The sequence below is a fragment of the Dietzia sp. JS16-p6b genome (assembly GCF_003052165.1).
Taxonomy (GTDB): Bacteria; Actinomycetota; Actinomycetes; order Mycobacteriales; family Mycobacteriaceae; genus Dietzia.
On the sequence record NZ_CP024869.1, the window covers coordinates 21,216 to 35,180 of the forward strand.

The 13,965-nt window shown below is 70.2% G+C and carries 13 protein-coding genes; 4 read left to right on the forward strand and 9 right to left on the reverse strand.

Translation table 11 applies throughout. From position 1 onward, the window contains the following. Window positions 1-67 precede the first annotated feature (67 nt). Window positions 68-1,933, forward strand: a complete 1,866-nt coding sequence (locus tag CT688_RS00100) for an ABC transporter ATP-binding protein (RefSeq protein ID WP_107757890.1) — start codon at window positions 68-70, stop codon at window positions 1,931-1,933. Window positions 1,934-1,965: 32 nt separating this feature from the next. Here the strand turns inward: CT688_RS00100 and CT688_RS00105 are convergent, their stop codons facing one another. The 4 genes from CT688_RS00105 to CT688_RS00120 form a co-directional block, all read right to left on the reverse strand. Beyond that, entirely contained in the window at window positions 1,966-2,895 is a 930-nt protein-coding gene (locus CT688_RS00105; protein ID WP_107755246.1) for an SDR family oxidoreductase, read from the reverse strand. An 80-nt stretch (window positions 2,896-2,975) separates the two neighbouring features. Beyond that, complete coding sequence (locus tag CT688_RS00110; protein ID WP_107755247.1) at window positions 2,976-4,307, reverse strand: TrpB-like pyridoxal phosphate-dependent enzyme; 1,332 nt, start codon at window positions 4,305-4,307, stop codon at window positions 2,976-2,978. Window positions 4,308-4,347: 40 nt separating this feature from the next. Further along, entirely contained in the window at window positions 4,348-4,830 is a 483-nt protein-coding gene (locus CT688_RS00115; protein WP_107755248.1) for a GNAT family N-acetyltransferase, read from the reverse strand. Window positions 4,831-4,840: 10 nt separating this feature from the next. Next, complete coding sequence (locus CT688_RS00120; protein WP_107757891.1) at window positions 4,841-5,572, reverse strand: hypothetical protein; 732 nt, start codon at window positions 5,570-5,572, stop codon at window positions 4,841-4,843. 71 nt (window positions 5,573-5,643) lie between these two features. Here CT688_RS00120 and CT688_RS00125 point away from each other — a divergent pair, with 71 nt between their 5' ends. Continuing rightward, entirely contained in the window at window positions 5,644-6,174 is a 531-nt protein-coding gene (locus CT688_RS00125) for a peptidylprolyl isomerase (protein WP_017835116.1), read from the forward strand. A gap of 118 nt (window positions 6,175-6,292) precedes the next feature. Next, window positions 6,293-7,027, forward strand: coding sequence for a rhomboid family intramembrane serine protease (locus tag CT688_RS00130; RefSeq protein ID WP_107755249.1), 735 nt, complete (start codon window positions 6,293-6,295; stop codon window positions 7,025-7,027). Here CT688_RS00130 and CT688_RS00135 read toward each other — a convergent pair. Both CT688_RS00135 and crgA read right to left on the reverse strand, forming a co-directional pair. After that, on the reverse strand, window positions 7,017-7,508 hold the full coding sequence (locus CT688_RS00135; RefSeq protein WP_231750426.1) for a PH domain-containing protein: 492 nt from the start codon (window positions 7,506-7,508) through the stop codon (window positions 7,017-7,019). The genes CT688_RS00130 and CT688_RS00135 overlap by 11 nt on opposite strands. A gap of 334 nt (window positions 7,509-7,842) precedes the next feature. Beyond that, window positions 7,843-8,109, reverse strand: a complete 267-nt coding sequence (gene crgA / locus CT688_RS00140; protein ID WP_031264343.1) for a cell division protein CrgA — start codon at window positions 8,107-8,109, stop codon at window positions 7,843-7,845. A gap of 103 nt (window positions 8,110-8,212) precedes the next feature. Between crgA and CT688_RS00145 the strand changes: the two genes are divergently transcribed. Continuing rightward, entirely contained in the window at window positions 8,213-8,893 is a 681-nt protein-coding gene (locus CT688_RS00145) for an aminodeoxychorismate/anthranilate synthase component II (RefSeq protein WP_107755251.1), read from the forward strand. A gap of 22 nt (window positions 8,894-8,915) precedes the next feature. Here the strand turns inward: CT688_RS00145 and pknB are convergent, their stop codons facing one another. From pknB to CT688_RS00160, 3 genes are read right to left on the reverse strand one after another with little or no spacing between them, the layout of a single operon-like run. Next, window positions 8,916-10,934, reverse strand: a complete 2,019-nt coding sequence (pknB, locus tag CT688_RS00150; protein WP_107755252.1) for a Stk1 family PASTA domain-containing Ser/Thr kinase — start codon at window positions 10,932-10,934, stop codon at window positions 8,916-8,918. Then, window positions 10,931-12,490, reverse strand: coding sequence for a serine/threonine-protein kinase (locus CT688_RS00155; protein WP_107755253.1), 1,560 nt, complete (start codon window positions 12,488-12,490; stop codon window positions 10,931-10,933). The genes pknB and CT688_RS00155 overlap by 4 nt, the downstream gene beginning before the upstream one ends. Then, window positions 12,487-13,959, reverse strand: a complete 1,473-nt coding sequence (locus CT688_RS00160) for a penicillin-binding transpeptidase domain-containing protein (RefSeq protein ID WP_107755254.1) — start codon at window positions 13,957-13,959, stop codon at window positions 12,487-12,489. Before CT688_RS00160 ends, CT688_RS00155 begins: the two co-directional genes overlap by 4 nt. Window positions 13,960-13,965: the final 6 nt, after the last annotated feature.

Genomic DNA, 13,965 nt, shown 5'->3' on the forward strand with positions numbered 1-13,965 from the left:
CACGCGGTTGTACCGACAGGTCGTCGGAAACCCCCTCTCCGACGCAGGAGGAGTGGCGGACGTGACGATGCAGCAGGCCGCCATGCGCACCCTGATGCGGGCCGAGAACAACAACATCACGCTCGACCGCAGCGTGTTCACCCGCGAGAACTTCCGGCGGATCGGACAGTTCGCGAAACCGCACACCAGGCGGATCGTCCTGTTCCTGATCCTCTCGGTCTTCGGCGCCTCACTCGCCGTGGTGACCCCGCTGCTCGCCGGCCGCGTCGTCACGGCGATCGTGGACGGCACCGCCGTGCGAGTGGTGTTCCTCCTCGCCGCCGCCATCGCGGTGATCGGCGTCGTCGAAGCGGTCAACGCGGTGGTGACCAGATTGTGGTCGGCCCGGATCGGCGAGGGCCTGATCCTCGACCTCCGCCGTGCGGTGTTCGACCACGTCCAGACCATGCCCGTCGCCTTCTTCATGCGCACCCGCACGGGCGCGCTGGTCAGTCGACTCAACAACGACGTCATGGGCGCCCAGCGGGCGTTCTCGGACACCCTCTCCGGGGTCGTGTCCAACCTCGTCCAGCTCATCCTGACCCTCGTCGTGATGGCCGGGATCAACTGGCAACTCACTCTCATGTCGGTGCTGCTGCTGCCGGTGTTCCTGTTCCCCGCGCGCTATGTGGGCCGGCGTCTGGCCAGACTGCGTCGCGAGGCCTCCGACCTCAACGCGTCGATGAACGACCAGATGACGGAACGCTTCAACGCGGGTGGCGCGACCCTGGTCAAGCTCTTCGGCCGCCCCGCCGCCGAATCCGCGGAGTTCGCCTCCCGCGCGGGCCGCGTTCGGGACATCGGGGTCCGGACCGCGCTGCTGATGAGCGTGTTCATGAACTCGCTGACGCTGGTCTCCACCCTCGCACTGGCGCTGGTCTACGGCATCGGTGGCTGGTTCGCCCTGTCCGGCGGGATGGACGCCGGGTCCGTCGTGGCACTCGCCCTCCTGCTGACCCGCCTCTACGGACCCCTGACCTCTCTGGCCAACGCACCGATGGACGTGGTGACCGCCGTCGTCAGTTTCGAGCGGGTCTTCGAGGTCCTGGATCTGGACCCGCTGCTCAAGGACGCCCCCGACGCGGTCGACGTGCCGGAGGGACCGGCCGCCATCGAGTTCGACGACGTCCGGTTCTCCTACCCCTCGGCCGACAAGGTGTCCCTTGCCTCGCTCGAGGAGGTCGCCGTGCTCGACACCCGCGGTGGCCAGGAGGTGCTGCACGGGATCAGCTTCCGTGCCGATCCCGGTCAGATGCTCGCCCTGGTCGGGTCCTCCGGCGCGGGCAAGTCCACCATCGCGTCGCTGCTTCCGCGCCTCTACGACGTGGACTCGGGGGCGGTGCGGGTCGCGGGCCTCGACGTGCGTCGGGTCACCTCGTCGTCACTGCGCCGGACGGTGGGCATGGTCACCCAGGACGGCCATCTCTTCCACGACACCATCCGCGCGAATCTGACCTTCGCCCGCCCGGAGGTCACCGACGAGCGCGTGTGGGACGCCCTGCGCCGGGCGCGGCTGGAGGACCTGGTCCGCTCGCTGCCCGACGGGCTGGACACCGTCATCGGAGACCGCGGGTACCGTCTGTCAGGCGGCGAGCGCCAGCGGCTGACCATCGCGAGACTGCTCATCGCGGAGCCGTCCGTCGTGGTCCTCGACGAGGCCACCAGCGCGTTGGACTCCACCAACGAGTCCGCGGTCCAGGAGGCCCTGACCGAGGCAATGTCCCACCGGACGTCGCTGGTGATCGCGCACCGGCTGTCCACCGTCCGCGCCGCCGACCTCATCCTCGTGCTGGAGGACGGCTGCGTGGTGGAGTCGGGCACCCACACCGAGTTGCTGGCAGCGGGTGGGCGGTACACCGAGCTGTACGAGACACAGTTCGCCGACCAGGAGTGACGACTCCCGCGCGGTGGCGCGGGGGGGCGTGATCAGCTCTCGAGGTGCAGCCCCAGTTCACGCGCCGCGAGGGCGGCGTACTTGGACGTCTGCTCGAATGCGCCCTCCAGGGTCTGGGCGTCGGTGAGGTCGGCGATCTCGCTCCACCGCTCGGCCACGACCTCCGGGGTCCGGGCGTTGTCCGGGAGATAGATTCCCCGGCTCTCGACCATCTGCGAGACCGCGAACACCCCGGCGCCGGCACCGAGGATGGTCTTGGTGGGTGCCTCCTCACTGACCATGAACAGCGCCCCGGGTGCGATGGTCTCCGGGCCCATGATGTCCAGCACCCGCTGCGGCAGGAGGTCCTCGGTCATGCGGGTGGCGGCCGTGGGCGCGATCGAGTTGACCTTGATGTTCTTCTTGGCGCCCTCGATGGCCAGGACGTTCATGAGACCGACGAGGCCGGACTTCGCGGCGGCGTAGTTGCTCTGGCCGAAGTTGCCGTAGATGCCCGAGGACGAGGTGGTCATGAGGATGCGGCCGTATCCGGCCTCGGCCATGTGGGGCCAGACGGCCTTGGTGCAGTTGACCGAGCCCATGAGGTGGACCTCGAGGACCTTGCGGAAGTCGTCGGTGTCCATCTTGGCGAACGACTTGTCGCGCAGGATGCCGGCGTTGTTCATGAGGATGTCGATGCGTCCCCACGTGTCGATGACCGAGGAGACCAGCGCGTCGACCGCGGCCTCGTCGGTGATGTCGGTGCCGTCGACGATCGCCTCGCCCCCGGTAGCGACGATCTCGTCGACGACTCGCTGGGCCGGTGAGGACGTGCCGCCCTCGCCGTGGACGTCACCGCCGAGGTCGTTGACGACGACCTTGGCACCGCGCTCGGCCAGGGCGAGGGCGTACGCGCGGCCGAGGCCGCCGCCGGCACCGGTGACGATAGCGACGCGGTCGGTGAAATCGATCGGGTTGACCATGGGTGGCTCCTGGTGGTGAGAGTGGATCGGTCGGGTCGGGGGTGGCTCTGTTGGCGCGGTGCCCTGCTGGCGCGGGTCGGTCAGCCCAGCTCGCCGCGGACGTACGACTCGTAGGCAGGGAGGTCGAGGAAGCCGTGACCGGACAGGCCGATCACGATGGACGGGCCCGTGCCGGCCTCGCCGGTGTGCCTGCGGGCCTCGTCGAGGGCTCCGGCGAGGGCGTGGGTGGACTCGGGCGCGGGGACGATTCCCTCGGCCTTGGCGAACTCCACACCGGCTGCGAAGGCGACGTTCTGTTCCACCGCGATCGAGTCGAGCAGCCCGAGGTGCTTGACGTGACTGACCAGGGGTGCCATCCCGTGGTATCGCAGTCCGCCCGAGTGGATGGGGTCCGGAACGAAGTCCTGGCCCAGCGTGTACATCTTCATGAGCGGTGTCAGCCCCGCGACGTCCCCGTGGTCGTAGCGGAACTCACCCTCGGTCATGGAGGGGCACGCGGACGGCTCGACAGCGACGATCCTCGTCCGCGCGCCGGCCAGGTTCTCGCGGATGAAGGGGAACGCCAGACCGGCGAGGTTGGAGCCGCCCCCGGCGCACCCGAACACGAAGTCGGGGGCCGTCTCGCCGAACATTCCCAACTGCTTGAGGGCCTCCTCGCCGATGATCGTCTGGTGGAGGCACACGTGGTTGAGAACGGACCCCAGGGAGTAGCGGGCCTCGGTATCGCCCGCGGCCACCTCGACCGCCTCTGACACCGCCATGCCCAGCGAACCGGGGGTCCGGGGGTCCTTGGCGAGGAAGGACCGTCCGGCCTCGGTCAGGTCGGAGGGGCTGGGGTGAACGGACGCGCCGAAGGTCTCCATGAGCATGCGGCGGTACGGCTTGGACTCGAACGATGCCTTGACCTGCCAGACCTCCACCTCGATGCCGAAGGCCTGGCCCGCGAACGCCAGCGAGGCCCCCCACTGCCCGGCGCCGGTCTCGGTGGTGAGCTTGGTGATTCCCTCCGCGGCGTTGTAGTACGCCTGGGCCACGGCCGTGTTGGGCTTGTGCGAGCCGACCGGGCTGGTGCCCTCGTACTTGTAGAAGATCCTCGCGGAGGTATCGAGCGCCTTTTCCAGTCGGCGGGCGCGGATGAGGGGCGAGGGCCGCCACAGGCGGTAGATCTCCCGCACCTCCTCCGGGATCTCGACGTACCGCTCGCCGGTGACCTCCTGCTCGATGAGCGCCATGGGGAAGAGCGGGGCGAGGTCCTCCGGGCCGAGCGGCTCCTTGGTGCCAGGGTGCAGATGCGGCGCCATCGGCTCGGGCAGGTCGGCCTGGATGTTGTACCAGTGGGTCGGCATCTCGCTCTCGGGGAGCAGAGCCTTGACCAGAGGTTCCGTGGCCGGCGGTGCAGCATCAGACGTCATGTGGTGTCCTCGGAAGATGTCGGGAGGGGTGAGCCGCACCTCATCTTACGAGTTCGCGCCGCATGGGCAGGTGCGGGATCCGTTCATCCAAGTAGTCCGGCCCGCACCGGAGGAACCCGAACTGCTCGTACCACCCCTCGAGGTGGGACTGGGCGCCTATCTCGACGGGCGTCGTGCCGCAGAGCCCGATGCCGTGACGGATCAGGGCACCGGCGATCCCCCGCCCTCGCCACCCGGGCACCGTACACACACGGCCGAGGTGCATGACCCCACCGTGGACCCCCGATTCGAACACGCGCAGGGCCGCCACCAACTCGTCCGGTCCGGACTCGGTGGCCCGAGCCCAGGCCATCAGGTGCGTGGTGCCGGGGTCGGCATCGACGTCGTCGATCTCCGCGTACGGGCAGTCCTGCTCGGCGACGAAGACGTCCACGCGCAGCTTGTACAGCGCGTGGACGTCCAGCGGCCCCAGCCCGGTCAGCGGAGAGGCGACGACTCTCCACGGAGACTCGTGCTCACCCATCAACTGCAGGTCAGGGCTTGTCGGCCGGGGAACCACCGGCCGGATCGTCGTCCGACGGCTGCGGCGCGGAGCCGGCGGCCGGGCCGGGCGCGGCACTGCCGGCCGCGGGTGCCGTGCCGTCGGGCTGGTCCGCGGGGCCCTCGGGATCGGGGGACTCGATGGTGAGGTCCTCGCCGGTCTCGGATTCACCGGTGGTGCCCGCATCCGGGGTGTCCGCACCGGTGCGTGCCGAACCCGCGGCGGCAGCCGACGACGACGCGGAGCTCGACGAGTCCGCCGGTTCGGTGGAGGCCGTGGTCCTGGGGGTCGTCGTGGGCGCGGCCCCGGAGTACTCCTGGCCACGCAGGAAGTACGCGGCAGCACCCGCGACCGCGGCGCCGCCGGCGAGTCCGACGATCCACAGGGGCGCGAGGCGCCGCCGCCTCTTCGGCTTGTCCTGGGGCGCGGTGAGAACGGAGGTCTGCTCCCGGAGGGACTCGGCGTGCTCCTTGGCGTCCGCGGCGAGGTTGCCCAGGATCTCCGCCTGCTCCGCGCGCCGTTCGCGCAGCACCTGGATGCCGCGGCTGGCGCCGAACAGCGCCAGACCCGCGGGCCCGCGGGTGGCGGCCACCGCCGCTTCACCCAGGAAGCGGGGATCCTTGAGGTCGAATGCCTTCCGGGCGGCGGTGCCGGCCTTCTTCAGGTCCTTCTCGGCGGACTTGATGGCCTTGCGTTCAGCGGCTCGATCACTTCGTGTGCTCATGGGTAGATGGTGGCACAGGGCCCGGACCCCGACCACCACCTCACCGACATCCACCGGTACCGCGTGGCAGGATGGTCGCCGTGAGCATCGCAACGCAGAAGGCAACCATCCACACCACCAAGGGCGACATCGTCGTCGAGCTGTTCGGCAACCACGCCCCGGAGACGGTCGCGAACTTCGTCGGCCTGGCCGACGGTTCGAAGGACTACTCGCAGGCCAACGCCAAGGGCGAGAAGAGCGGCCCGTTCTATGACGGTTCGATCTTCCACCGCGTCATCTCGGGGTTCATGATCCAGGGCGGCGACCCCACGGGCACCGGTCGTGGCGGTCCGGGTTACCAGTTCAAGGACGAGTTCCACCCGGAGCTCCAGTTCAGTGAGCCCTACCTGCTGGCCATGGCCAACGCGGGCCCGGGGACCAACGGTTCGCAGTTCTTCGTCACCGTGGGCCCCACGCCGCACCTGAACAACCGGCACACCATCTTCGGGAAGGTCGCCGACGCCGACTCGCAGAAGGTCATCGACGCCATCGCCACCACCAAGACCGGGGCCATGGACCGTCCGGTCGAGGACATCGTGATCGAGTCCATCGAGATCTCCTGACAGTTGACCCCCGGGGTCGTGGCGACACGACCCGGCCAGCGGCGCGGGCACCGGTACCCCGGTCCCGCGCCGTCTGTGTCTCCATGACGATGCAGGAACGGTGACACCCCACCACGCCATGACCACTCAGACCCACAGCGGTGGCGCCGTCTCCCGCTTCTTCCGCCTCCAGCCGGTGACCGCGTGGCTCATCACCGCCAACCTCGCGGTCTACGCCGCGACGGTCGCCCAGTCGCGGAGTCTGCTCGCCAACCATTCCGCCGTGTTGTTCCAGGCCACGGCGCTGTATCCGCCGCTGGTCGCGGCCCATGACGAGTGGTGGCGTCTGATGACGTCGGCGTTCCAGCACTTCGGCCCCATGCATCTGCTGCTCAACATGTACATGCTGTGGATCCTCGGTCTGGGTGTCGAGCGCAGCATCGGCCATGCGCGATTCCTCGCGCTCTACCTGGTCTCGGCCCTCGGCGGGTCCGCCGCCGTGATGTTCTACGGCCAGAACGCGCTCACGGCCGGGGCGTCCGGCGCGATCTTCGGGCTCATGGGCGCCTACGCGATCGTCGCGATGTCGATGCGCGTGGACGTCAAGGGGATCGGGATACTGCTGGTACTGAACATCGGCGTGAGCTTCCTGGTCCCGGGCGTCTCGCTGGCCGCGCATCTGGGCGGCCTGCTCGTGGGTGCGCTCGGCGCGCTGGTCGTGGTGTCGTTGCCCCGTCGGCTACCGCGAGGGGTGGGCCGCGGCGGACGCCAGGCCGTGTCGTGGCTCGGCTACCTGGTTCTGGTGGCGCTCGTCGCCACGGCCGCCTGGTACGCGGCCGACACCATGTCGCCGGGGCTGTTCCTCAGAGCGTAGAGCCCCCGAACCCCAGCTGCACCAACCGGTCGGTCACCTCACGCGGGTCGGCCCCCAGGTCGCCTCGCGTGAACACCTCGAGTACCTCCCGACCCCGGTCATCCACGTACTCCAGTCGCATGAGGTGCTGCCGCACGCCCCATCTCGCGACCCCGAGTGCCCGCGCCTCGACGACCCGAGCGGGCGGGACGAACACCACGCCCCTGAGCCTGGTGATCGCGATCTGACCGTCCACCACCTCGATCCGGGGACGCCGTATCAGCTGCATCACCCCCGCGGGGATCACGAACAGCGCCAGGAGTCCGGTGAGGATGAGCCCGAGCGGGTCCCCGTTCGCCGCACCCACCGCCATGGCGCCGACACCGAGGGCGATCTGCGCGCTCGGCCACAGCACCCCCGGACCCCACGAATCCGCATCCCACGAATCCGCATCCCGCGGATCCGCACTGTGCCCGCCGGGAGACGCCGCTGGCTCACTCATCCCCCCATCCTCTCTCATCCACAGGCGGAATCCACAGTGTGGATGAATCACACGGGTGGAGTTCGATCCGCGTTCGAGAGCCCGGCACCCCGACCTGCGGAGTCGTCCGCGTCGTCGTCGTCACGGGTTTGTCCCCAGTGTGGAGGGAGTTGTCCACAGCCTGTGCGGGCGGGTCCGACCAGCGGTAACAGCGGTTACTTCGCCGGATACACCACCTTGACCTGCGCGGATGTCAACTCGCTAAGAAAATGCAGGTCACCCCCCGCGGAGTGCGGGGGGTGACCTGTGTATAAGACTGTGGATTACCCGGAACCGGGTTCAGTGAGAACGGGTGTCAGCGCCAGTTCATCGTCATGAGGAGCCCGACGACAGCCAGACCGAACCCGATGGCGAAGTTCTGCCACGTCTCGAGGGACTGCATGAACGGGATCCGCTCACCGGCGATGTAGTAGGTCACCAACCACGCGAGCCCCAGGATCATGAGACCGAACATCACGATGATGTACCACTGCGACGTGGGCGTCCCCTTGACCTTGACGGGGGTGCGGCTGACGGCCGCGTCTGTGTACTCGGTCTTCGACCGGACCTTTGACTTGGGCATGACGTCCTCGCGCTGGTGGGGCTGCACTGGTGGGGCTGATCCAGGGCAGTCTACCAAGCCCCACCCCGGACGTTCATCCCACCGACGGCAGTACGCTGCATCTATGCGCATCCTCGTCGTCGACAACTACGACAGCTTCGTCTACAACCTGGTCCAGTACCTGGGCCAGCTGGGAGCGACGTGTGAGGTGTGGAGGAACGACGACGTGAGGCTCGCCGGACCCGACGGTGGCTACGACCCGGCGTCGCTGGCAGGGGTGGTCGCGGAGTTCGACGGCGTCCTGCTCAGCCCCGGCCCGGGTACGCCGGACCGGGCGGGGGCCACGATCCCGCTCATCGGGGTCTGCGGACGCGCCGGCGTCCCGGTGCTGGGCGTGTGCCTGGGACACCAGGCGATCGGGGAGGCGTTCGGGGCCACGGTCGACCGGGCCGCCGAACTCATGCACGGCAAGACGAGCCGGGTCACCCACGACGACTCCGGCGTGCTCGCCGGGATCCCCAGCCCCTTCACGGCGACCCGCTACCACTCGCTGACGGTGCTGCCGGAGACCATCCCGGAGGACCTCGTGCCCACCGCGTGGACCGGGTCCGGTCTGGTCATGGCGATGCGGCACCGCGAGATGCCGGTGCACGGGGTGCAGTTCCATCCCGAGTCGGTGATGAGCGACGGAGGCCACCGCATGCTCGCCAACTGGTTGGGGATGTGCGGCGAGCAGCCGGAGGAGGCCCTGGTGGCGGGTCTGGAGCAGGAGCTCGACCGGGCCCGGGGCGCCGCGCTCGCCTGAGCCGCAGCACCCCGCGAGGCCCTCAGCCGGGGCCGGGTACCAGCCCGAAGCGGATCACACGCACCACGACCTGGTCGTTCACCCCGGCCTCGCCGACAGGCGGCTGTTGCGAATAGATCTGCCCCACCCGGGTGAGATCCGGGTCGTTCTGCGGAAGCTCGACCAGCTGACCGCGGCCTCCCCGCCACCCGGCGCGCTCGAGCGCGGCCAGCGCATCGGGCACGGTGCCGCCCACGAGGTTGGGCATGAGGAACCGGTTACCCGCCGAGACCTGCAGCGTGATCGTGGCTCCCTTGAGCTGCGTCTGCCCCGCCGGGGTGGACTGGTCCACCACCTCGCCCTCCGGCGCGGTGCCGTCGACCCTGCGGGTGTCCACCCGGAATCCGATGCCCTCGAGGGTGGCCCGGGCCGAGTCGATGGACTGCCCCACCACCCCCGGCACCTGCAGCTCCTCGGGGCCGGACCCCACCGTCAACCTGACGGGGCGGTCTGAGGGCACCTGGGCGCCCGGGGGCGGATCGGTGTCCACGACCTTGTCCTGGTCCTCGGCGGTGGAGGGGCGGGCCTCGTTCTCCGGGAGCACCTCGAACCCTGCCTCCTCGAGGGCCACCCGCGCGTCAACCGGTGACATCCCCATCACGTTGGGGACCATGAGGATCGGCCTGCCGGTGGACACCAGGAGAATGATCTCCGAGCCGACGGGGAGGCGCTTGCCGGCGATCGGATCAGAGGCGACCACCAGGCCCGCGGGGACCCTCTCGTCCGGCTGCGGGTTCTGTACCGGCTCCAGGCCGAGGGCGGTCAGTTCATCGACCACCTCCTGCACGGGCCGCTGCGCGACCTCCGGGACGGTCACCTCCTGGACCTGGACGACCCCGCCGTTCCGGTCGGACGCCGCCCAGATCGAGAGACCCGCCACGACGGCGAGGACGAGCAGGGCCGCGATCGCGATCGTCGCCGCGCGGGGCCGTCCCCGGCCGCCGTCACCGGTGTCGGGGCCCGGAGCCCGCGAGGCCCCGACACCGGTGGCCCCACCGGCGGCGAGCCCGGGCAGTGCATGCGCCTCGGTCGGCGCCTCGGACGGCGGGATCCGGTCGGGCCGGCCCGAGCCGAAGCCCGCCCCGGCGAACCCGTGGGGGGCGTCGGGCCGCTGGCCGTCGTCGAGTTCATCGTCGGAGAGCACCAGCGGCGCGGCGGGACGACCACCGCTCAGGACGGTGAGCAGGTCGGTGCGCATGTCCCCGGCGGTCTCGTACCGGTTCTCGGGGTTCTTGGCCATCGCCTGCATGACCACGGCATCGACGTACCGACCGACCTCGGGGTTGATCGCCGACGGAGGCTGCGGGGACTCCCGGACGTGCTGGTACGCCACCGCGACGGGGGACTCGCCGCTGAACGGGGGGGTTCCGGTGACCATCTCGTACAACACGCAGCCGGCCGAGTACAGGTCAGATCGTGCGTCGACCGTCTCGCCGCGGGCCTGTTCGGGACTGAGGTACTGGGCGGTGCCGAGTACGGACGAGGTGGTGGTGAGCGTCGAGGTCGAGTCGCTGACCGCGCGCGCGATGCCGAAGTCCATCACCTTGACGGCCCCGTCGCGCGAGATCATGATGTTCGCGGGCTTGACGTCGCGGTGGATGATCCCCTTCTTGTGGGAGAAGTCGAGAGCACCGCAGACGTCGGCCATCACCCCGAGAGCGCGTTCCACCTCCATGGGGCCGTCCATCTTGACGATGTCCCGGATGGTGTCGCCCTCGACCAGTTCCATGACGATGTACGGAAGCGCACCGTCGTCGGTGCGTTCCTCGCCCGTGTCGTAGATCGCGACGATCGAGGGGTGGTTGAGCGAGGCGGAGTTCTGGGCCTCCCGGCGGAAGCGCTGGTAGAAGGTCTCGTCGCGGGCCAGTTCGGGCCGCATGATCTTGACCGCCACGTCGCGGCCCAAGACGGTGTCCCGTCCCCGGTGGACCTCGGACATCCCGCCGAAGCCCAGGACCTCGCCGATCTCGTACCGGCCTGCGAGCAGATGGGGTGTGGTCATCCGCGGTCACCTGCTCTGCCGTGGGCCGGGGCCGCCGCGTCGGGGCCGGTGTTGCCACTGGCGTTGCCGCCCGGGTTGCCGCCCCCGACCTGGGCCTGCGGGACGAAGGAGTTGAACTCGGAGGTCAGCGAATCGAGCATGTCCTGCAGGTCGGGCGCCGGGGGTGTGACGGTCGGTGTCGGCTGGGGAGGGGGAGTGGGTTCGGGGGCGGGCTCCGGGGCGGGGGCCGGAACCTGGGTGGTCTGGGTCTGGGTCAGGGTCTGCGGAACCGAGGTCGCGGGCGGGGTCGTGGGTGTGGTCCCTCCGAACAGGCCTCCGGGTCCGAACACGCCGGCGTTGGACAGCGCGATCGCGGCCGCGACGGCGAGGGCCGCGAGCAGGATCACCACGACGAGGAACCAGCCGGCGCACCCCGCCCCGCCGCGTCGTCGGGGGGGCCGGGACGTGACCGGCGGGGCGGGGTGGCGGCGTGCAGGCGCCTGTGCGGGGGACTGTGCGGGTGTCCGCTGCGTTCGGTACGGCGGGCGTGATCGGGCCTGCGCGGCCGACCCGGGATGGAGTCCCGTGTACGCCCGGGTGGGGTCCGGACGCGACCCGGTGCCCGGCCCGGGTGTCTCGTCGGGCAGGACGGTGGTGGCGGCGGTGGCCGCGCCCGCGCCGGCGGCCGCACCGAGGACCCCCCCGGCGGCCGCGGCGAACGCCTGCGGGGGCCGCGGGTCACGGCCCGCGCGCACGTCCGAGACCGCCTCGGCGAAGGCCTCCCCGTCGGGGTACCGCCGGTTCGGATCCTTGACCATGGCGTCGGAGAGGAGCCTGCGCACCGACGGCGGTACCGAGTCGGGGAGCGGGGGCGGCGTCTCGCGGACGTGCATCATCGCCACGCTCACCGGGGAGTCGGCTACGAACGGCCTGCGCCCGGACACGCACTCGTATCCCACGACCCCGAGGGAGTAGACGTCACCGGCAGGGGTGGTCTCGTGACCCATGGCCTGCTCGGGTGCGATGTACTGGGCCGTGCCCACGACCATCCCGGCCTGGGTGACCGCCGCGGACCCCATCGACTTGGCGATGCCGAAGTCGGTGAGCTTGACCTGCCCGGAGGGCGTGATGAGGATGTTGCCCGGCTTGACGTCCCGGTGGACCAGCCCGATGGCGTGCGCGGCGTTGAGTGCGCGACCGGTCTGCTCGAGCATGTCCAGGGTGTGGCGTAGCGGTAGCGACCCCTCGCGCGCGAGAACATCGGAGAGCGGCTCGCCCACCACGAGCTCCATGACCAGGTAGGACAGCGGGTTTCCCGAGGCCGGGTCGTCGATCTGCCCGTAGTCGTAGACCGTCGCGACACCCGGGTGGGAGATCCGCGCCGTCACCTTGGCCTCGGACCGGAACCTCTCCACGAATTCCTGATCGGAGGAGAACTCGGCCTTGAGGACCTTGACCGCGACGTGTCGGTCCAGCACCGCGTCGGCGGCCTCCCAGACCTGTCCCATCCCGCCCGTGGCGATCAGGCGCAGCAGTCGGTACCGGCCGGAGAGCACCGCTCCGGAGTTCAGGCTCATCCCGCGCCCCCGAGGAGTGCCCCCAGGACCTCGCGGCCGATGGGGGCGGCGTAGGTGGAGCCCACGGTGTCTCTGGTGATGCCGGGACCTGACTCGAGCGCCACGGCCACGGCCACGTCCTGGCCGGGGACGAAGGCGATGTACCAGGTGTAGGGCACGGTCGTCGCGGCGTCCACGCCGTGCTCGGCGGTACCGGTCTTGGAGGCGATGGTCACCCCGGGCAGCCCGCCGCCGGCATTGCGTTCCGCGCCCTCCATGAGCTCGGTGAGGGTGGCGGCCTGCTCGTCGGTCAGGGCGCGCCCCGCGTCCTCGGGGGAGAACCCCTGCACCACGGAGAGGTCTGGCGCCGTGAGCGAGCGGATCAACTGGGGCTGCATGCGTACCCCGCCGTTGGAGACGGTGGCCGCCACCATGGCGTTCTGCAGGGTCGTCATGCGGACATCGCTCTGACCGATCGAGCTCATGGCGAGTTGCGCGGCGTCCTCCATCTGGCCCAGGCCGGACGGAGCCGCGGGGATCCCGAGTTCATCCGGTTCCCCGCCGTCCAGACCGAATCGTTCGGCCATCTCGGTGAACGCGTCGGTGCCGATCTCCTGGCTGAGCTCCACGAACGGCACGTTGCAGGAGAGTTCGAACGCCGTGCGGAGGGTCACGGTGCCGCCACCACAGGTCTGGCCTGCGTAGTTCTGCAGGAACGTGGAGGTGCCGGGCAGCAGCGTGCGGTCCGCACCGGACACCGGCGTCTCCGGTCCCATCCCGGATTCGAGTGCGGCGGCCGTCGTGATGACCTTCATGGTGGACCCGGGCGGCAGGGACTGCTGCGTGGCGTGGTTGAGCAGCGGCCGGTCCGGGCTCTGTTCGATCCGCTCCATCTCCTGGGTGCGGACGGTCTGCTCCTGGCTGGACAGCGCGTTCGGGTCGAACGCCGGGCTGGAGGCCAGGGCCAGCACCTCCCCGGTCGAGGGCCGGACCGCGGCCACCGAGCCGACGAAGGGTCCCTGGCCGGCGCCCCGTTGCAGTGCGCCGAAGGCCGCCTCCTGCGCGGCGGGGTCGAGGGTCAGCTCCACCGACCCGCCCTGGGGGGTCCGGCCGGAGATGAGTCCGGTGATGCGTTGGGAGAGCAGCCTGGGGTCCGATCCGTTGAGGAAGGCGTCCTGCGACTGTTCGATCCCCGAGGTGGCGTACTGCAGGGAGTAGTACCCCACCGTCGGACCGAACGCGACCGGGCTGGTGGGATAGGTGCGCTCGAACTCGTACCTGCCGTCCGAGGGCACCGACATGGCCAGCACGCGGCCCCCGGCGGTGATCTGCCCGCGCTGGCGGGAGTACTCGTCGAGCAGCATCCGGGTGTTGCGGGGGTCGGCCCGCAGTTCATCGGCGCGGAAGACCTGGACCCAGGTGAGCTGGAGGAGCAGCGCCACCACCATGACGATGGCGGCGACCGCGACCCTGCGGATGGCGGCGTTCACCCGGCG